Genomic DNA, 18074 nt, shown 5'->3' on the forward strand with positions numbered 1-18074 from the left:
GCCGTGCCAGGCACGGCGTTACCGTCCCGGACATGACGTTCCAGCAAGGCGGGCAGTTCGAAGGCGGTCGGGTGCAGACCCGGCGCGGTGGTGGCCGTGGCCGTGGCGTCGCGATCGGCGGTGGGGTCGGCGGGTTGGTCGTCGTCCTGCTGGTGGCACTGCTTGGCGGCGACCCGACCCAGCTGCTGTCCGGCGACGGGGGTGGCGGCACCGAGGAGCAGGGCGTGATCGCCGCCTGCGACGCCGAGCAGGCCAACAGCCAGCGCGAATGCCGCCTGAACGCGACCATCGAGGCCCTGGACACCTATTGGACCGACGCGCTCCCCGCAGCGGGCGTCGCGGTCTCCCCGGAGCAGGTGCAGCCCGGTGTGGTGTCCTTCGATCAGGCCACGTCGACCGGCTGCGGACAGGCGTCGTCGAGCACCGGGCCGTTCTACTGCCCGCCCGACCGCACCATCTACCTGGACCTCGGCTTCTACGACCTGCTGTCCAGCCAGTACGGCGCCTCCGGCGGCAGCCTCGCGGAGATGTACGTCGTCGCGCACGAGTACGGCCACCACATCCAGCAGCTCACCGGCGTCTTCGACCGCACCGACCGCTCCGGCACCGGCGATGACTCCGACTCGGTCCGGGTCGAACTCCAGGCCGACTGCTACGCCGGGCTGTGGGCGGGCCACGCGGCGACCACCGAGGACCCGCAGACCGGCGTCACCTACCTGGAGCCGATCAGCCAGACCGAACTCGCCGACGCGCTGTCGGCCGCGGCCGCGGTCGGTGACGACCACATCCAGCAGCAGTCCGGCGGCGGGGTGAACCCGGACAGCTGGACGCACGGGTCGAGCGAGCAGCGGCAGCGGTGGTTCACCACCGGGTACGAGCAGGGGACGCTGGGGGCGTGCGACACCTTCGCGGCCGCCACCCTCTGATACCGCAGCCCCATCACCTCGCGCTCGGCACAGCGAAGCACACCGCGATCCCGCCCCGCCCCAGCGCGAGTTCGGCACTCCGGCCCCGAGATCGGCAGCTCAGCTCACGACCTGGGGGCCGACGCGCCGAACTGGACCCAAGGCCCCGGCACGGACCCAAGGCCCCGGCACGGACGCGGTGCCCGGACACGACGAAGCGCCCGCCGGTCCCCCGACGGGCGCTCCCCCACGTCACTGCCTCAGATGTTGAACCCCAGCGCCCGCATCATCGCGCGCCCGTCGTCCGTGATCCGCTCCGGCCCCCACGGCGGCATCCACACCCAGTTGATCCGGAAGCTGTCGACCAGCCCTTCCAGGGACTGACCGGCCTGGTCCTCGATCACGTCGGTGAGCGGGCAGGCGGCCGAGGTCAGGGTCATGTCGATGGTGACGTGCCGGTTCGGTTCCAGGGCGATGCCGTAGATCAGGCCCAGGTCGACGATGTTGACGCCCAGCTCGGGGTCGATGACGTCGCGGAGCGCTTCCTCGATGTCGGCCGCGTTCGGCGGGGCGGCCTGGACGGATTCGGTCATCGTGTCTCCTCGCTCATGGCGGCCTGGGAGACCGCGTCCTTCATCGCCGACCAGCCCAGGAGAGCACACTTGATGCGCGCCGGGTAGCGGGCGACCCCGACGAAGGCGACGGCGTCGCCCAGCGGGTCGTTCTCGTCGTCGGCCCGGGCTTCCCAGCCGTCGGGCAGTTCACCCCGGGAGTCCATCAGGTCGCGGAACTCGCCGGAGAGCTCCATCGCCTCGTCCACCGGGCGGCCGGTGACGGCCTGGGCCATCACGGACGCGGATGCCTGGGAGATGGAGCAGCCCTGGCCGGTCCAGGTGAGTTCGGCGATGTTCCCGCCGTCGACCCGGACTCGCAGGGTGACCTCGTCACCGCAGGTGGGGTTCACGTGGTGCACCTCGACGTCGTACGCCTCCTGCTCGCCGCGGTGGGCGGGGTGCTTGGCGTGGTCGAGGATGAGTTGCTGGTACAGCGATTCCATTCCGGTGCTCATGTCAGTCCTCCAGACCGAAGAACGTCCGGACCCCGGCCAGAGCTTCCCGGAACACCGCGATCTCTTCGACCGTGGTGTAGACGGCGGCCGAGGCGCGGGCGGTGGCGGCGACCCCGAACCGGCGGTGCAGCGGCTGCGCGCAGTGGTGACCGACCCGCACGGCGACCCCGGCGTCGTCCAGCACCTGGCCGACGTCGTGCGCGTGCACCCCGTCGACCACGAAGGACACGGCGGCGAGCCGGTTCTCCGGGGTGGTCGGGCCGATGATCCGCACGCCGGGCACCGAGGCCACCGCGTCCAGCAGGGCGACGGTCAGCTCGGCCTCGTGGGCGGCGACCGCGTCCATCCCGAGCTCGGCCAGGTAGGTGGCGGCGGCACCCATCGCGACCGCTTGGGACACCATCTGGGTGCCGGCCTCGAACCGGCGGGGCGGCGGCGCGAAGGTGGTCGATTCCATGGTCACGACCTCGACCATCGACCCACCGGTGGTCACCGGGGGCATCGCCTCCAGCAGCTCGCGGCGGCCGTACAGCGCGCCGACACCGGTCGGTCCGAGCATCTTGTGTCCGGAGAACGCGGCGAAGTCCACGCCGAGGGCGTGCAGATCGACCGGCAGGTGCGGCACCGACTGGCAGGCGTCCAGCACGGTGAGGGCGCCGACCTCGCGGGCGCGGGCGACCAGCGGGGCGACGTCGGTGATCGCACCGGTGACATTCGACGCGTGGGTGAACGCGAGCACCTTGGTCCGCTCGTTCACCACGGTGGCCAGCTCGGACAGGTCGAGCCGTCCGTCGTCGGTGACGCCCAGCCAGCGCAGGGTCGCGCCGGTGCGGGCGGCCAGCTCCTGCCAGGGCACCAGGTTCGCGTGGTGCTCCAGCTCGGTGGTGACGATCTCGTCCCCGGGACCGAGCACGAACCGCTGGGCCGCCGCTCCCCCGCGCCCGGCGGTGGCGTTGGACATCGCGTAGGCGACCAGGTTGATCGCGGCGGTGGCGTTGGAGGTCCAGACGATCTCGTCCTCGTCCACGCCGACGAACGAGGCGACCTGGGCGCGCGCGGTCTCGAAGGCCTCGGTGGCCTCCTCCGCGAGCTGGTGCGCACCGCGGTGCACGGCGGCATTGCGCTGGGTGTAGAAGTCCTGCTCGGCGTCCAGCACCACCTCGGGCTTCTGCGAGGTCGCGCCGGAATCCAGGTACACCAGCGGCTTGCCGTCGCGCACTGTCCGGGTGAGCAACGGGAAGTCCGCGCGCACGGCGGCCAGTTCGGCCGCCCCCAGGGTCGTCGTCACATCAGTCCTCGTTCGTCTGGATGATCGGGGATGCGAGGGATCAGGCCGAGGCGCCGGTGGTCAGGAACCGGTCGTAGCCCTCGTTCTCCAGCCGCTCGGCCAGCTCCGGGCCGCCCTCCTCGGCGACCCGACCGTCCACGAACACGTGCACGAAGTCGGGCTGGATGTAGCGCAGGATCCGGGTGTAGTGCGTGATCAGCAGCACGCCCACGTCGGAGGTCTCCCGCACGCGGTTCACGCCCTCGGACACGATGCGCAGCGCGTCGACGTCCAGGCCGGAGTCGGTCTCGTCCAGGATGGCGATCTTCGGCTTGAGTAGCTCCATCTGGAGGATCTCGTGCCGCTTCTTCTCACCACCGGAGAAGCCCTCGTTCACCGAACGCTCGGAGAACTCGGGGTCCATCCGCAGCTTCTCCATCGCCACGTTGACGTCCTTGATCCAGGACCGCAGCGCCGGGGCCTCACCGTCGATGGCGGTCTTGGCGGTGCGCAGGAAGTTCGACACCGACACCCCCGGCACCTCGACCGGGTACTGCATCGCGAGGAACATCCCGGCGCGGGCACGCTCGTCGACGCTCATCTCCAGCACGTCCTCGCCGTCCAGGGTGACGGTGCCAGAGGTGATCTGGTACTTGGGGTGACCGGCCAGCGAGTACGCCAGGGTCGACTTGCCGGAGCCGTTCGGCCCCATGATCGCGTGCGTCTCGCCGGAGCGGATGGTCAGGTCGACACCGCGCAGGATGGGCTTGGGGCCCTCCTTGGTCTCGACGCTGACGTGCAGGTCGCGGATCTCCAGGGTGGACATCTCTATCTCCTCGAAAGTCTGGTGCAAGCTTCTCAGCCGACGTCGACGAGCACGCGCTCGCCGTCGACGGTCAGGGGGTACACGGGGACGGGGCGGACGGCGGGCGGGCCGAGCGGCTCACCGGTCGTCAGGTCGAAGCGCGAGCCGTGCAGCCAGCACTCGACCGTGCAGCCCTCGACCTCGCCGTCGGACAGCGAGACGGCGCCGTGCGAACAGATGTCGCTGATCGCGTGCAGGGTGCCGTCCTCGGCGCGGACCACGGCGACCTCGACGGTGCCGTTCGGCCCCTCCAGCTCGACACGCAGCGTGCCGGCCTCGGGGACATCCGCGGTGTAGCAGGCGAGCTGAGCGGTCACAGCTGCTCGTCCGCGCTGGTCACGCTGGCCGGCTCGGACAGGATCGCCCGCTCGGCGTCGGTCTGGTCGGTCACGTCCGAGGCGAAGTCCCCACCCGTGGGTGCCGCCAGCGCGTCGGCGAACTCCGACATCGACTGGGCCAGCTCGCGCTCGATCGCCGCGATCAGTCGCTCCTCGACCTCGGGCACGCCGATCTCGTTGATCAGCTCCGCGAAGAAGCCGCGCACCACCAGACGGCGGGCGTCGGTCTCCGGGATGCCCCGGGCCTGCAGGTAGAACAGCTGCTCGTCGTCGAACCGGCCGGTGGCGCTGGCGTGGCCGGCACCCTCGATCAGACCGGTCTCGATCTCCAGGTTCGGCACCGAGTCGGAGCGGGCCCCGTCGGTGAGCACCAGGTTCCGGTTCAGCTCGTAGGTGTCGGTGCCCTCGGCCGCCGCGCGGATCAGCACGTCACCGACCCACACCGTGTGCGCGCCCTCGCCCTGCAGCGCGCCCTTGTAGGTGACCCGGGACTTGCAGTTCGGCACCGCGTGGTCGACGAACAGCCGCTGCTCCTGGTGCTGCCCGGCGTCCGCGAAGTACACGCCGAGCATCTCCACCGAGCCGCCCTCACCGACGAACTCCGCGTCCGGGGTCAGCCGGACCACGTCGCCGCCGAGGGTGACCACGATGTGCTTGACGGTGGCGTCGCGGCCGATCCGGACCCGGTGCGCGGCGTTGTGCACGGCGCCCTCGGCCCAGTCCTGCACGGTGACGACGGTCAGGTGCGCACCGTCCTCGGCGACGACCTCGACGGTCTCGGTGAGGTTCGCCCGGCCGACGTGGTCCAGCACCACGGTGGCCTGGGATAGCGGCTTGGCGTGCACCAGGATGTGCGCCGCGCTCGGCTCGTCGTTGCCCTCGACGCCCTCCACCCGCACCGAGGTGACGGTGGACGCCACCGCCTCGGTCGGGATGGTGACGACGGTGGCGCGGCTGGCCGAGGCCCAGGCGACGGCGGCCGCACGGTCACCGGGCTTGCCGGCCAGACCCAGGCGGGTGTCGTCGCGGTCCACGATCTCGACCTCGACCTCGGGCGCGTCCACCACGGTGGTCAGCACGCCGTGGCCGGTGAGCTTGCCGTCGGTGTCCGCGGCGAACAGCGGAGCCAGGCGGTCGACGGGGCTGAACCGCCATTCCTCCTCGCGGCCGGTCGGCACCGGGAAGTCGGTCACCTCGAAGGAGGTCAGCCGCGCGGCACGCGACGACTCCGGGGCCGAGCCGACCCCGTGCGAGTGCGCCTCGTCGGCGGTCGCGCGGGAGTGGTCGGTCGACAGGTTCTGTGTGGTGGTCGACATCAGCCGACGGCCCCTTCCATCTGCAGCTCGATCAGGCGGTTCAGCTCGAGGGCGTACTCCATCGGCAGCTCACGGGCGATGGGCTCGACGAACCCGCGCACGATCATCGCCATGGCCTCGGTCTCGGTCATGCCGCGGGACATCAGGTAGAACAGCTGGTCCTCGGACACCCGGGAGACGGTCGCCTCGTGCCCCATCGACACGTCGTCCTCGCGGACGTCGACGTAGGGGTAGGTGTCGGAGCGGGAGATCTGGTCGACCAGCAGCGCGTCGCAGAGCACGTTGGACGCCGAGTGGGACGCGCCCTCCAGCACCTGCACCAGACCGCGGTAGGAGGTCCGGCCACCGCCGCGGGCGACCGACTTCGACACGATCGAGGAGGAGGTGTGCGGGGCGGCGTGCACCATCTTGCAGCCGGCGTCCTGGTGCTGGCCCTCACCGGCGAAGGCGATCGACAGCGTCTCGCCACGGGCGTGCTCGCCCAGCAGGTAGATCGCCGGGTACTTCATGGTGACCTTGGAGCCGATGTTGCCGTCGACCCACTCCATGGTGGCGCCCTCGGCGGCGGTCGCCCGCTTGGTGACCAGGTTGTACACGTTGTTCGACCAGTTCTGGATGGTCGTGTACCGCACCCGGGCGTTCTTCTTCACGATGATCTCGACCACCGCGGAGTGCAGCGAGTCGGACTGGTAGATCGGCGCGGTACAGCCCTCGACGTAGTGCACGTAGGAACCCTCGTCCGCGATGATCAGCGTCCGCTCGAACTGGCCCATGTTCTCGGTGTTGATCCGGAAGTAGGCCTGCAGCGGGATCTCCACGTGCACACCCGGCGGGACGTACACGAAGGAGCCACCCGACCACACGGCGGTGTTCAGCGAGGCGAACTTGTTGTCGCCCGGGGGGATCACCGAGCCGAAGTACTGCTCGAACAGCTCGGGGTACTCGCGCAGACCGGTGTCGGTGTCCACGAAGATCACGCCCTGCGCCTCCAGGTCCTCACGGATCTGGTGGTAGACGACCTCGGACTCGTACTGGGCGGCGACCCCGGCGACCAGGCGCTGCTTCTCCGCCTCCGGGATGCCGAGCCGGTCGTAGGTGTTCTTGATGTCCTCGGGCAGGTCCTCCCAGGAGGTCGCCTGCTTCTCCGTGGACCGCACGAAGTACTTGATGTTGTCGAAGTCGATGCCCGACAGATCCGCGCCCCACCAGGGCATCGGCTTCTTGTCGAACAGGCGCAGCGCCTTGAGCCGGGTCTTGAGCATCCACTCCGGCTCGTTCTTCAACCGGGAGATCTCCCGCACCACGTCCTCGTCGACACCACGACGGGCCAGGGCCCCGGCGGTGTCGGCGTCGTGCCAGCCGTACTCGTAGTTCCCGATCGAGGCGATCGCCTCGTCCTGGGTCATCGGCTCTGTGGTCATGCTGAATCGTCCTTCCGTGTCCTCACGGGGGTGGGGGCGGCGTCGTCCGGGCGGACCGGGATGATCGGGATGTTCGTGGTGCAGACGTGTCCACCATGCGCCAGGGTCGCCAGTCGCTGCACATGGACGCCGAGCATCCGGGAGAACGCCCGGGCCTCGGCCTCGCACAATTCGGGGAACTCGGCCGCCACCGACTGCACCGGGCAGTGGCCCTGGCACAGCTGGATCGCGGCGGCGCCGGGCACCGGTCGGGCACTGGCGGCGAAGCCGTCCTCGGACAGCCCCTCGGCCAGCACCTCGGCGCGTCGGGTCAGGTCGGCCCCGGCGTCGGCGAGCGCTCCGGCGTGTCGCTGTTCCAGCTCCTGGACCCGACGGGCGGCGAAGTCGCGCACGGCGTCCGCGCCGCCGATCTCGGCCAGGAACCGCATCGCCTGGGTGGCCAGCTCGGAGTACTGCTGGCTGAGCGCCGACTGGCCGTCGGTGGTCACCACGTAGCGCTTGGCCGGACGACCGCGACGGGCCGGACCGGACGCACCACCGGCGTGCACCCCGATCAATCCGTCGGCTTCCAGCAGCGCCAGGTGGCGACGGACGGCGGCGGCGGTGAGGTCCAGGTGCGACGCGAGTTCGGCGGCGGACACCGGGCCGTCGCTGGCGATCAGGTCGAGCACCCGACGACGGGTTCCGGCCTCCTCGGCGTCCAGCTCGGCGCGGGCACCAAGGACGGGTGACGACGATGACATGCCACCCCTCCCTTCGCCGGTCGATATCGGCAACATCCTTGTTGCCGAATTCGTTCCCCGCAAGGAAGGACTACCTCACATCCGCGCTGCTCCTACACTCTCCCGAGTGTCATCCTCAGCCGCCCTGGAGGTCCGGGGCCTCGTCAAACGCTACGACGGTCGCGCGGTCGTCGACGGCCTGGACCTGACGGCATCGTCCGGGCAGGTCACCGCGGTGCTCGGACCGAACGGTGCCGGCAAGACCACCACCATCGAGTGCTGCGAGGGCCTGCGCACCCCGGACGGCGGCATGATCCGGGTGCTCGGCCTGGACCCGGTCGCCGACGCCGCGGCGTTGCGGCCCCGGGTGGGCGTGATGCTGCAGGATGCCGGGCTGCCCACCGGGGCACCCGCGCTGGCGGTGCTGCGGCACGTCGCGTCGATGTACGCCGACCCGCGCCCGGTGGACGAGCTGGTGGATCGGCTCGGCATCGCCCCGTTCGCCCGGACCACGGTCCGACGGCTGTCCGGCGGGCAGCGGCAGCGCCTGGCACTGGCGGCGGCGGTCGTCGGCCGACCCGAGCTGGTGTTCCTGGACGAGCCGTCGGCGGGGATGGACCCGCAGGCGCGCCGGGCGGTGTGGGACCTGGTCGCCGAGCTGCGCGCCGACGGGGTTGCCGTGCTGCTGACCACCCACCTGATGGACGAGGCCGAACAGCTGGCCGACCGGGTGGTGGTCGTCGACCACGGTGCGGTGATCGCCGAGGGCACCGTGGACGAGCTGGCGACCGGCGGCACCTCGGTCACCTTCCGCGCCGCCCCCGGACTCGACGTGGCCGCGCTGGACGCGGTGCTCTGGGCGCTGCCCGGCCTGCCGCCCGCCCGCACCACCGCTGTCCAGGAGCGGGCACCGGGGCACTACGCCGTCGACCTGCCCGCCTCCCCCGCCCTGCTGGCGGCACTGACCGCCTGGTGCGCCGAGCGCGGGGTGCAGATCACCCGGTTGGACGCCGGTCGCCGCACCCTGGAAGACGTGTTCCTCGACCTGACCGGACGGAATCTGCGATGAGCGTTGCTGCTCCCTCCCTGACCCGGGTGCTGGCCCAGGGACGGTTCGAGACGTTGGCGGTGCTGCGCAACGGCGAGCAATTGCTGGTCACCCTGATCATCCCTGTGGTCGCGCTGATCGCCCTCGGCCGGTCGTCCTTCGTCGACATCGGGGTCGGCGCCGCCGCGCGGATCGACGTGGTCACCCCCGGGATCCTGGGGCTGGCGGTGATGGCCGGGTCGATGACCTCGCAGGCGATCGCCACCGCCTTCGACCGGCGCAACGGCGTGCTCCGGCTGCTGGCCACCACCCCGCTCGGCCGGGGCGGGCTGCTGGCGGGCAAGGCGGTGGCGGTGCTCGCGGTGGCGGCGGTGCAGGTGATCGCGGTCGGCGTGGTCGGACTGGTGCTGGGCTGGCGACCCGCCCCGGCCGGCATCGCGACCGCCGTACTCGCGCTGCTGCTCGGGGTCGCGGCGTTCACCGCGCTGGCGCTGCTGCTGGCCGGGACCCTGCGCGCCGAGGCGGTGCTGGCGGCGGCGAACCTCCTGCTGGTGCTGCTCGCCGTGGTCGGCGGTGTGGTGCTGCCGGTCTCCGACCTGCCCGGCTGGTGGGCCGACATCGCGGTGTGGCTGCCGCCGGGCGCGCTCGGCGAGGCGCTGCGGACCGCGCTGGTCGACGGTGGGTTCCCCGCCGTGCACCTGCTGGTGCTGGCCGGGTGGACGCTCCTGCTCGGCGCCGGGGTGCGGCGCTGGTTCCGCTGGTCGTAGCCGGAGCGGCGCGTCTGCGGGCCCTGCTGCACCCGCCGCTGGGCCTCCCCCGAGGCACATGACGTGATGCGTTCCTCACCCCCGGGCCCGACGAACCGCCTCGAACCGCCCGGCCCGCCTCGTACCCTGGACCGGTGAGCCGTACCGAGGTCGACACCGCCACCGCCGCCCCCAGCACCTTCGCGATCTGGCGTGACCGCCTGACCCGTCCGGTGCTGATCGCCAACGTGATCGCGCAGATCGCCATCGTGGTCACCGGCGGCGCTGTGCGTCTGACCGGTTCCGGTCTGGGCTGCTCGACCTGGCCCCAGTGCGAGCCGGGGCACTTCACCCCGAAGTTCCACGAGGCGACCACGATCCACCCGTACATCGAGTTCGGGAACCGCACCCTCACCGGCGTGCTCGGGATCATCGGCGTGCTGGTCGCGGTGCTGGTCTGGTCCCGGCGCGACCGGTCCCGCTCCTACCGCTGGCTCGGCTTCGCCCCGCTGATCGGTGTCGCACTCCAGGCCGTGATCGGTGGGGTGACCGTGCTCTTCGACCTGCACCCGGCCTGGGTCAGCACACACTTCCTGGTCTCGATGCTGCTGATCGTGGCCTCCGCGGTGCTGCTGGACCGGTCGGCCGAGGGCGACGGCCCGGCGGTGCCCACCGTCGGGCAGTGGTCGCGCCGACTGGCCCCGGTGTTCGCCGTGCTGCTCGCGGTCGTCCTGGTGCTCGGCGCGATCACCACCGGCGCCGGTCCGCACTCCGGCGACGAGGAGGTCGGCTACCGCTTCGCCATCGACCCGCTGCTGATGGCCCGACTGCACGCGGCCGCCGTGTGGCTGTTCGTCGCCGTGCTGGTCGCGCTGCTGGTGCTCAACCGCCGCGCTCCCCGCCCGGTCCCCCGGCTCGGCGCGATGATGGTCTGCCTGGTGGTGCTGCAAGGGGTGATCGGCTACGTCCAGGTGGCGACCGACCTGCCGATCGTGCTGGTGCTGCTGCACATGGCGGCGGCCGGGATGCTCACCGCCGGGTCCACCCGCTACCTGATGGCCTTCCGCACCCGCGCCTGACCACCTCCGCGCGCCCCCAGGCCGGCCGCGCAGCCCCCACCGGGCGCGCGGGCGGCGTGCCGGGTAGCCCGCCGCACACCGCCTCTCGGGCGGTCCGCGCCGAAGTCGGCAGTTGGCCCCCGAAGTCGGCACTACGCCACGCCCGTCCTGGCGCCAGCTGCCGACTTCGCCCGCGGTCCCGACCGGCCCGGGCCTCGACAGCCTCGGGGTCAGGCTGGGCACCGGTGCCGCGACAGGCCCGGGGCCGCGCCGCCACACCGGTCCCGGACGCCGAAGGCCCCGGAGGAACGATCCTCCGGGGCCTTCGGTGTCAGGCTTCGCGCAGCGTCATCCAGCCGCGATCCCGGGCCGCCGCGGCGGCCAGGATGCCGACGGTGGCCGACGGGCTGTGCAACCGGCCGGTCAGCACCGCGTCCACCGCGTCGTCCAGCGGGACCCAGACCGGCACCATCCCGGCCTCCTCGTCCTCGCGGGTGAAGCGCTCGCCCTCCGGCACCGGTGACAGGTCGCGGGCCAGGTAGACCAGGATGCTCTCGTTCGACCCACCCGGGCTGGTGTGGAACTCGGTGAGCAGGTGCCACTGCCCGGCACGCAGGTCGGCCTCCTCGGCCAGTTCCCGCGCGGCGGCCAGTACCGGCGCCTCGCCCTCGACGTCCCGCAGCCCGGCGGGCGGCTCCCACAGCTCCGCACGCACCGGGTGCCGGTACTGCCGCAACAGCAGCACCCGCTCCTGGTTGTCCAGCGCGATGATCGCCACCGCCCCGGGGTGGTCGACGAACTCCCGGACCACCTGCGACTCGCCGAGGTCGACCTGCTCCGAGACCAGGTCCCAGATCTTGCCGTGGTGCAGCAGCTCGTGCTCCAGCACCGGCCGCGGCGCGTGCTGATCGGTGGTCTCGGCGGTCATCTCAGCCCCGTGCCTTCAGCGCGGCGCCGACCAGACCGGCGAACAGCGGGTGCGCGTCGGTCGGCCGGGACTTGAACTCCGGGTGGGCCTGGGTGGACACGTAGTACGGGTGCGCCTCGCGCGGCAGCTCGACGAACTCGACCAGCGAGGAGTCCGGCGACGTCCCGGAGATGACCAGACCGGCCGCCTCCAGCTGGTCGCGGTAGGAGTTGTTCACCTCGTAGCGGTGCCGGTGCCGCTCGGACACCCGGGTGCTGCCGTAGGCCTCGGCGACCACCGAGTCGTCGTTCAGCACCGCGTCGTAGGCACCCAGGCGCATGGTGCCGCCCAGGTCGCCCTCGCCGCCGACGATCGCCAGCTGCTCGGCCATGGTGGCGACCACCGGGTCGGTCGGGTTGTCGTCGAACTCGGAGCTGGACGCCCCGGGCAGGCCGAGCACGTTGCGGGCGTACTCGATCACCATGCACTGCAGGCCGAGGCAGATGCCCAGGGTCGGCACGCCGTTCTCCCGGGACCAGCGCAGCGCGCCGAGCTTGCCCTCGATGCCGCGCACGCCGAACCCGCCGGGCACCAGCACCGCGTCCACGCCGCCGAGCGCGGACTGCGCGCCCTCGGGGGTCTGGCAGTCGTCGGAGGGGACCCAGCGGATCTTGACCTTCACCCGGTGGTGGAAGCCGCCGGCCCGCAGCGCCTCGGTCACCGACAGGTAGGCGTCCGGCAGGTCGATGTACTTGCCGACCAGCGCGATCTCGACCGAGTCGGTCGACCCGTGCACCCGGCCCAGCAGGTCCTCCCAGCCGGCCCACTCCACGTCACGGAACGGCAGGCCGAGCCGCTGCACCACGTAGGCGTCCAGGCCCTCGGCGTGCAACACCTTCGGGATGTCGTAGATGCTCGGCGCGTCCTTGCAGGAGATGACGCCCTGAGTGTCGACGTCGCACATCAGGCCGATCTTGGCCTTGATCGAGGCGGGCAGATCGCGGTCCGAGCGCAGCACGATCGCGTCCGGCTGGATGCCGATGCTACGCAGCTGCGCCACCGAGTGCTGGGTCGGCTTGGTCTTCAGCTCACCGGAGGGGCCGATGTAGGGCACCAGGGACACGTGCAGGAAGAACACGTTGTCCCGGCCCAGCTCGTGCCGGACCTGTCGGGCCGCCTCCAGGAACGGCTGGGACTCGATGTCGCCGACCGTGCCGCCGATCTCGGTGATGATCACGTCGACGTCGTCGGCGGCCTGGGACCGCATCCGGTTCTTGATCTCGTCGGTGATGTGCGGGATGACCTGCACGGTGTCACCGAGGTACTCGCCGCGCCGCTCCTTGGCGATCACGTGCGAGTAGACCTGACCGGTGGTCACGTTCGCCGAGCCGACCAGGTTCACGTCCAGGAAGCGCTCGTAGTGACCGACGTCCAGGTCGGTCTCCGCGCCGTCCTCGGTGACGAAGACCTCGCCGTGCTGGAACGGGTTCATCGTCCCAGGGTCGACGTTCAGGTAGGGGTCGAGCTTCTGCATCGTGACCCGCAGGCCGCGCGACCGGAGCAGTCGCCCCAGACTGCTGGCCGTCAAGCCCTTGCCAAGTGAGGAGGCGACGCCTCCCGTGACGAAAATGTGCCGGGTCCCGGATTCCGACCGCCCGGAGAGTCGATTTGCGCGCTCTGCCACGGGCTTCAACCCTACCCCACCGGAGCCGATCCGGTGGGGTGCGTTCCGTCACCCCTGGTAGATCGCCCGCAGTTGGGCACGAACATCGGCCGGGGCGGGCAGTTCCGTCGCCCGTGCGGCGGCCGCTGCACGCAGTCGGTCGCGCTCGTCGCTGTCGGTGAGCACCCGCCGGACGGCCGTCGCCAGCCCGAGGTCGTCGCCCACCGGGACCAGCACCGCCGCGTCACCGGTGACCTCCCGGGTGCCTCCGGCGTCGGTCGCCACCACCGCCGCGCCCTGCCCGAGTGCCTCCTGCACCGCCAGGGGCTGGCCCTCCCAGACGGCGGTGGACACCACGACATCCGCGGCGGCGAACAGCTCGAGCACGTCGGCGCGCCGACCCAGCACCCGCACCGGGGCACCCGACGCCTCGACCTGGGCCCGGACCGACGACTCCAGCGGGCCGTCCCCGGCCAGCAGCCAGACGAAGCCCGGCAGCTCCACCCGGGCGGCGGCCGACACCAGGGTGTCCAGCCCCTTCTGCGGCGCGAGGCGCGCCACCGTCACCGCCACCCGCTGCTCGGAGCTGAGGCCCAGCTCGGCCCGGGTCTGCTCGGCGCTGCTGGACGCCGTACGACGGGCCGGGGCGGGCACCAGTGCCCGTTCGGCCCGCCGGGCACCCTGGGCGGCACTGAGCGCGACCAGATCACCGGAGACGCCGAGCACCACGTCCGCGCCGTGGGCGACCACCCGGCCGAGCACCGCGGACACCGTCCTGATCGCCCGGCCCCCCACCGGCAGGTTGTGCAGGGTCACCACGATCCGCGGCCGATGCCGACGGGTCCGCAGTGCGAGCACCGCCAACGCTCCGGCGCGCAGTCCGTGCGCATGCACCACGTCGGCCTCCCGACCCACCGCCGCGAGTCGACGGATCGCGGTCAGGTCCGAGGCGTGCGGCCGGTCGGCGATCTCCACCGACTGGAAGGCGCCGCCCTCGGGCAGCACGGTCGCCCGCACCGACGACGGGCCCGCGACCAGCACCCGGTCCCCCGCCGCTGACAGTTCCGCGACCACCTGGGCGACGTGCCGGGCGACCCCGCCGGCGCTCGACCCCAACACCTGGACCACCCGCATGCTCATCCCTTCCGTCCCCGGCGCAGCAATCCGGTGATCGCGCTCCGATCGGTCAGCCACACCGCCGCCAGCAGCACCAGTGCTCCGATCCCGGCACCGACCACGGCCGCCAGCACCGCCGACACCACCCCGTCATCGCGCAGCAGGTCCACCACCAGGCGACCGGCCACCGACCCGAGGGCCCCACCCAGGATCAGGACCACCGCCGACCGGGCGATCCGATGCACCGCCTCCGCCCCGGCCGCACCGCGCAGCAGCGTCAACAGGACCACACCGGCGGTGAGCATGCCGATGCTGTTCCCCACTGCCAGCGCCCGCAGCGTCGCGGGCCCGTCGGTGCCGTTGCCGACCAGCAGCAGGCAGCCCAGCCAGGACGCCACGATCACCACCGCCCAGCCGACGCTGGCGCCGATCACCGCCAGCCGCCCGCGTTCCAGCGCGTACAGCGCCCGGGAGACGTGGAAGATCAGCCCGAAGCCCAGCAACCCGGGGGCGATCAGCGACAGCGGCTCGGTCAACGACGCCAGCAGTGCGGCGTCACCGTTCCCAACCCTGCCGAAGACGGTCGTCACCGCCGGAGCGGCGGCGATCAGCGCCACCGCGCCCACCGTGCTGGCGGTCAGCACCCCCCGCGTGGTCAGCGCGGTTAGGGACGCGAAGCCCTCCCGGCCCGGCCGTCCGGCACGTTCGGCCAGCCGCGGGAAGGTGCTGGTCGCCAGCGGCACCGCCAGCACCGCGTAGGGCAGCAGGTACACCGGCTGGATCAGGGTCTGCCAGGCCACCAGGGTCGGCGCGTCACCGTAGACATCCACCAGCTTGAGCACCGCCAGCACCGACGCCTGCTGCGCCACCAGTCCCCCGACCCCGGCGAGGGCGAGGTTCGACGCCCGTCGGCCCACCCCGTCCGGGAACCGGTAGGACGGCAGCAGGCGCACCCCCGACCGCAGGACCGGGACCAGCAGCGGCACCCCCATCGCCAGCACCCCGGCCGTGGTGCCCCAGGCCAGCAGCTCGATCGCCCCGTCCGGCAGCCCGTCGGGTCCGGCGGTCACCGGCACCCCGTCGCGGCGCAGCAGGACGCCGTACCCGGCGTAGGTGGCGATCACCACCAGGCTGGAGAGCACCGGCACGAACGCCGGCCAGAAGAACTTCTTCTGCGCCTGCAGCACCCCGGAGAGCACCACCGCGAGACCGTAGAGCGGGATCTGCACCGCGAACACCCGCAGGAAGAAGATCACCAGCTCGGGGTCGCTGTGCGAGGCGGTCAACCGGGCGACCGGTGCCGCGAACACCGCCAGCAGCCCACCGATCAGCACCAGGCCGGTCAGCGTCCAGGTCAGCATCGCCGAGGCGATCCGGGACACGTCGTCGCGCATCCCCCGGGCCAGCGGAGCGGCGATCACCGGGATCAGCGCACCGGCCAGCGCGCCACCGGCGGCGACCTCGAACAGGACGTTCGGGATCGTGTTCGCCGCGTTGTACGCGCCACCGATCCCGGTGAGCCCCACCGCGGAGCTGAACACCAGACTGCGGACGAAGCCCAGCAGTCGACTGACCACGGTCACCGCCGCGATCAGCGCCGCGGCACCCGCCAGCCCCGACAGCAGTCGGCGGCGGTTCACGTCAGCGGCGACCCGTCAGACGGCGACCCGGCGTCGGAGGCCGAGGCGGCCGCGGTCGTCGGCTCCGCCGGTCGACGACCCCAGCCGTCGATCTCGCGCAGCACCGGGGTCCGGGCGATCACCTGGGTGAAGGACACCTTCTCCGAGGCCACCGTCAGGCCGATCACCCCGGCCAGCACCGTCCACCGTGCGCTGCGGGGCAGTCGCCGCACGGCGATAACGCCCAGCGCCGCGCCGATCCCGTTCGCGCCGGAGTCGCCGAGCATGTCGCGCTCGGCGAGGTCGTCCGGCAGCTCACCGACGACGGCACCCAGCACGGCGGAGGCCGGACCCGATCCCGGGCCACCGACCAGAGCCGTCGGTGCGGCGGCGATGGCCGCTGCCTTCAGCGCCCGGCCAGGCCGCAGGTCGAGCAGGTTCACCAGGTTCGCGGAGGCGGCGATCAGCGCGCCGTCCAGCCCGATCTCGGTCAGCCGGAGCAGCGCCCGGCTGCCACGGCCGGCGGGGCGGGGACCGTGCGGCTGGCTCAACGCGGCGGCCAGCAGTGCGCCGGCACCGATGCCGAGCACCTTGAGACCGCCGGTGGTCACCTCACCGTGCGCGAGCGCGCCCAGGTGACCGCGCAGCCCCTTGGCGACCGCCCCGGTGCGATCCTCGGTCAGGTCGTCCACCAGGCCGAAGCCGGTGCCGCTCACCGTGGCCATGGTCAGCGCCGCACCGTCCCGCACACTCGACGCCCCGACCAGTCCCCCGGCCAGCACCCCGGCCGCGGCCGAGGGCCCGCCGAGCAGGCTCACCGGTTCGCCGCGGTGATTGGTGCGCAGCCACTGCCGCGGGCCGCCCGGGGGTTCGTCCTCGAGCAGACCGCGCACGGCCGTGGTGGTGATCCGGGCGGTCGTCGCGGCGATCACCCGGCGCAGCACGCTGGTCACCCCTGCGCCCCGTCCGCCGCGGCGTCGCCCGCGTTCGGGTCCGCCGCGTTGGCGTCGGCCGAGGGGTTGCGGTCCACCGGTGCGAGGGTCGTCGTCGTCGGGATCACTGTGAGGCCGTCACCGGACCCGTAGTGGCCGACCGAGCCACCGGCGTCGGCGTTCAGGGCCAGCGGCACCGACACCTGCCCGGCGATGGTGCCGGCGGCGTTCACCGTGCTGATCGCGGACGCCAGCTCGCTGTCGGCGACGATCGCGGAGATCAGTGCGTCGTCGGCCACCGGCCCACCGGCCACCACCGCGCCGGCCGCGCGGGCCGCGGTCACCCGGACCAGGGCCGCCATCGAGTCCTGGGTGGCCTGCACCTGGTCCTTGTCGGCGTTCGAGGCGGTGGTCCGCGCCGCGATGTCGTCGGTGAGCAACAGGACGTCGTCCGCCGGAGCACTCAGGTCCGCGGCCAGCTGCACCAGCGGGTCGTCCCCGGTGGTGAGCAGCTTGATCAGGGTGGTGGCGTCGCCGCTGACCTTCGTCGGGTCGGCGGCATCGGCACCGGTGAGCGCCTGGATCAGCGCCTCGGCCAGCGCGGTGTCGGCACCGGTGCCCGACTGGGGCTGCGGGTCCAGGTAGGAGGTCAGGTTGGCGACCAGCGCCTGCCGGAAGCTGCGCAGGTCGGTGTCGGACCAGGAGTCGGTCAGCGTGACGTCGGCGGTCACCGTGGCACCGGCGGCGGTCAGCTGGTCCTCGATCGCCTGCCGCGACTCGTCGTCGACCGTGCCCATCGCGACCACGGCCACGTTCCGGTCGGCCAGCGTGCCGTCCACCAGGGACGGTCCAGCGGCGGCGATGTAGTCCTCGGCGGCGGTGGTCGCCGCCTTCGAGGTGTCGAGCTCGGTGCGCAGCGCGTCCTTCTCCTCCCGGAGCTGGTCGACCTGGCCGGTGAGCGTGTTGCCGATGCTCTCCCGGAGCGGACCGGCGCCGAGGACGATGCCCACGGCCAGCGCCAGGAACACCGAGATCAGCGAGACGAGGTGGTAACGGAAGTCGATCACAGCGAGGGCTCTCGG

18 protein-coding genes are annotated in these 18074 nt (G+C 72.3%); 4 read left to right on the forward strand and 14 right to left on the reverse strand.

Annotated elements, in window-relative coordinates:
* Positions 1-32 precede the first annotated feature (32 nt).
* The gene (gene ypfJ, locus HGK68_RS09415; protein WP_169165735.1) at positions 33-926 is read left to right on the forward strand and encodes a KPN_02809 family neutral zinc metallopeptidase; all 894 of its coding nucleotides are present in this window, start codon (positions 33-35) and stop codon (positions 924-926) included.
* 239 nt (positions 927-1165) lie between these two features.
* Here the strand turns inward: ypfJ and HGK68_RS09420 are convergent, their stop codons facing one another.
* The 8 genes from HGK68_RS09420 to HGK68_RS09455 are packed head-to-tail and all read right to left on the reverse strand — an operon-like array spanning position 1166 to position 7924.
* Complete coding sequence (locus HGK68_RS09420) at positions 1166-1498, reverse strand: metal-sulfur cluster assembly factor (protein ID WP_169165736.1); 333 nt, start codon at positions 1496-1498, stop codon at positions 1166-1168.
* Positions 1495-1974, reverse strand: a complete 480-nt coding sequence (gene sufU, locus HGK68_RS09425; protein WP_206155731.1) for a Fe-S cluster assembly sulfur transfer protein SufU — start codon at positions 1972-1974, stop codon at positions 1495-1497. Before sufU ends, HGK68_RS09420 begins: the two co-directional genes overlap by 4 nt.
* A gap of 1 nt (position 1975) precedes the next feature.
* A complete protein-coding gene (locus HGK68_RS09430) occupies positions 1976-3262 on the reverse strand; it encodes a SufS family cysteine desulfurase (RefSeq protein ID WP_169165737.1) in 1287 nt (428 codons plus the stop codon).
* 40 nt (positions 3263-3302) lie between these two features.
* Positions 3303-4067, reverse strand: coding sequence for a Fe-S cluster assembly ATPase SufC (gene sufC / locus HGK68_RS09435; RefSeq protein ID WP_169165738.1), 765 nt, complete (start codon positions 4065-4067; stop codon positions 3303-3305).
* 32 nt (positions 4068-4099) lie between these two features.
* On the reverse strand, positions 4100-4423 hold the full coding sequence (locus HGK68_RS09440) for a non-heme iron oxygenase ferredoxin subunit (RefSeq protein ID WP_169165739.1): 324 nt from the start codon (positions 4421-4423) through the stop codon (positions 4100-4102).
* On the reverse strand, positions 4420-5760 hold the full coding sequence (gene sufD, locus HGK68_RS09445; RefSeq protein ID WP_169165740.1) for a Fe-S cluster assembly protein SufD: 1341 nt from the start codon (positions 5758-5760) through the stop codon (positions 4420-4422). The genes HGK68_RS09440 and sufD overlap by 4 nt, the downstream gene beginning before the upstream one ends.
* Positions 5760-7181: a Fe-S cluster assembly protein SufB gene (sufB, locus tag HGK68_RS09450; protein WP_169165741.1), complete on the reverse strand. Its 1422-nt coding sequence runs from the start codon at positions 7179-7181 to the stop codon at positions 5760-5762. Before sufB ends, sufD begins: the two co-directional genes overlap by 1 nt.
* Complete coding sequence (locus tag HGK68_RS09455; protein WP_169165742.1) at positions 7178-7924, reverse strand: helix-turn-helix transcriptional regulator; 747 nt, start codon at positions 7922-7924, stop codon at positions 7178-7180. Before HGK68_RS09455 ends, sufB begins: the two co-directional genes overlap by 4 nt.
* 106 nt (positions 7925-8030) lie before the next feature.
* On the opposite strand from HGK68_RS09455, the gene HGK68_RS09460 reads away from it, so the two are divergent.
* The 3 genes from HGK68_RS09460 to HGK68_RS09470 all read left to right on the forward strand — a co-directional run bounded on the left by HGK68_RS09460 (position 8031) and on the right by HGK68_RS09470 (position 10776).
* Positions 8031-8972, forward strand: coding sequence for an ABC transporter ATP-binding protein (locus HGK68_RS09460; protein WP_246260243.1), 942 nt, complete (start codon positions 8031-8033; stop codon positions 8970-8972).
* On the forward strand, positions 8969-9718 hold the full coding sequence (locus HGK68_RS09465) for an ABC transporter permease (RefSeq protein WP_169165744.1): 750 nt from the start codon (positions 8969-8971) through the stop codon (positions 9716-9718). The genes HGK68_RS09460 and HGK68_RS09465 overlap by 4 nt, the downstream gene beginning before the upstream one ends.
* Before the next feature lie 134 nt (positions 9719-9852).
* The gene (locus HGK68_RS09470; RefSeq protein ID WP_169165745.1) at positions 9853-10776 is read left to right on the forward strand and encodes a COX15/CtaA family protein; all 924 of its coding nucleotides are present in this window, start codon (positions 9853-9855) and stop codon (positions 10774-10776) included.
* Positions 10777-11086: 310 nt separating this feature from the next.
* Here the strand turns inward: HGK68_RS09470 and HGK68_RS09475 are convergent, their stop codons facing one another.
* From HGK68_RS09475 to HGK68_RS09500, 6 genes are read right to left on the reverse strand one after another with little or no spacing between them, the layout of a single operon-like run.
* Entirely contained in the window at positions 11087-11683 is a 597-nt protein-coding gene (locus HGK68_RS09475; protein WP_169165746.1) for an NUDIX domain-containing protein, read from the reverse strand.
* Between the two features lies 1 nt (position 11684).
* Positions 11685-13346 (reverse strand): CTP synthase, encoded by a 1662-nt coding sequence (gene pyrG, locus HGK68_RS09480; protein WP_169165747.1) that lies wholly within the window; start codon positions 13344-13346, stop codon positions 11685-11687.
* Between the two features lie 48 nt (positions 13347-13394).
* Positions 13395-14465, reverse strand: coding sequence for a glycosyltransferase family 4 protein (locus tag HGK68_RS09485; RefSeq protein ID WP_169165748.1), 1071 nt, complete (start codon positions 14463-14465; stop codon positions 13395-13397).
* Positions 14462-16081 (reverse strand): murein biosynthesis integral membrane protein MurJ, encoded by a 1620-nt coding sequence (murJ, locus tag HGK68_RS09490; RefSeq protein ID WP_169165749.1) that lies wholly within the window; start codon positions 16079-16081, stop codon positions 14462-14464. The genes HGK68_RS09485 and murJ overlap by 4 nt, the downstream gene beginning before the upstream one ends.
* Positions 16078-17013: a hypothetical protein gene (locus HGK68_RS09495; protein WP_246260245.1), complete on the reverse strand. Its 936-nt coding sequence runs from the start codon at positions 17011-17013 to the stop codon at positions 16078-16080. The genes murJ and HGK68_RS09495 overlap by 4 nt, the downstream gene beginning before the upstream one ends.
* Positions 17010-18059, reverse strand: a complete 1050-nt coding sequence (locus HGK68_RS09500; protein ID WP_169165750.1) for a copper transporter — start codon at positions 18057-18059, stop codon at positions 17010-17012. The genes HGK68_RS09495 and HGK68_RS09500 overlap by 4 nt, the downstream gene beginning before the upstream one ends.
* Positions 18060-18074: the final 15 nt, after the last annotated feature.

It is taken from the genome of Cellulomonas taurus, from assembly GCF_012931845.1.
GTDB lineage: Bacteria > Actinomycetota > Actinomycetes > Actinomycetales > Cellulomonadaceae > Cellulomonas > Cellulomonas taurus.

Bases quoted from the DNA above. Each gene is read 5' to 3' on its own strand.
- ypfJ (WP_169165735.1), top strand. From the start codon at position 33: ATGACGTTCCAGCAAGGCGGGCAGTTCGAAGGCGGTCGGGTGCAGACC.
- HGK68_RS09420 (WP_169165736.1), bottom strand. From the start codon at position 1,498: ATGACCGAATCCGTCCAGGCCGCCCCGCCGAACGCGGCCGACATCGAG.
- sufU (WP_206155731.1), bottom strand. From the start codon at position 1,974: ATGAGCACCGGAATGGAATCGCTGTACCAGCAACTCATCCTCGACCAC.
- sufC (WP_169165738.1), bottom strand. From the start codon at position 4,067: ATGTCCACCCTGGAGATCCGCGACCTGCACGTCAGCGTCGAGACCAAG.
- sufD (WP_169165740.1), bottom strand. From the start codon at position 5,760: ATGTCGACCACCACACAGAACCTGTCGACCGACCACTCCCGCGCGACC.
- sufB (WP_169165741.1), bottom strand. From the start codon at position 7,181: ATGACCACAGAGCCGATGACCCAGGACGAGGCGATCGCCTCGATCGGG.
- HGK68_RS09455 (WP_169165742.1), bottom strand. From the start codon at position 7,924: ATGTCATCGTCGTCACCCGTCCTTGGTGCCCGCGCCGAGCTGGACGCC.
- HGK68_RS09465 (WP_169165744.1), top strand. From the start codon at position 8,969: ATGAGCGTTGCTGCTCCCTCCCTGACCCGGGTGCTGGCCCAGGGACGG.
- HGK68_RS09475 (WP_169165746.1), bottom strand. From the start codon at position 11,683: ATGACCGCCGAGACCACCGATCAGCACGCGCCGCGGCCGGTGCTGGAG.
- HGK68_RS09485 (WP_169165748.1), bottom strand. From the start codon at position 14,465: ATGAGCATGCGGGTGGTCCAGGTGTTGGGGTCGAGCGCCGGCGGGGTC.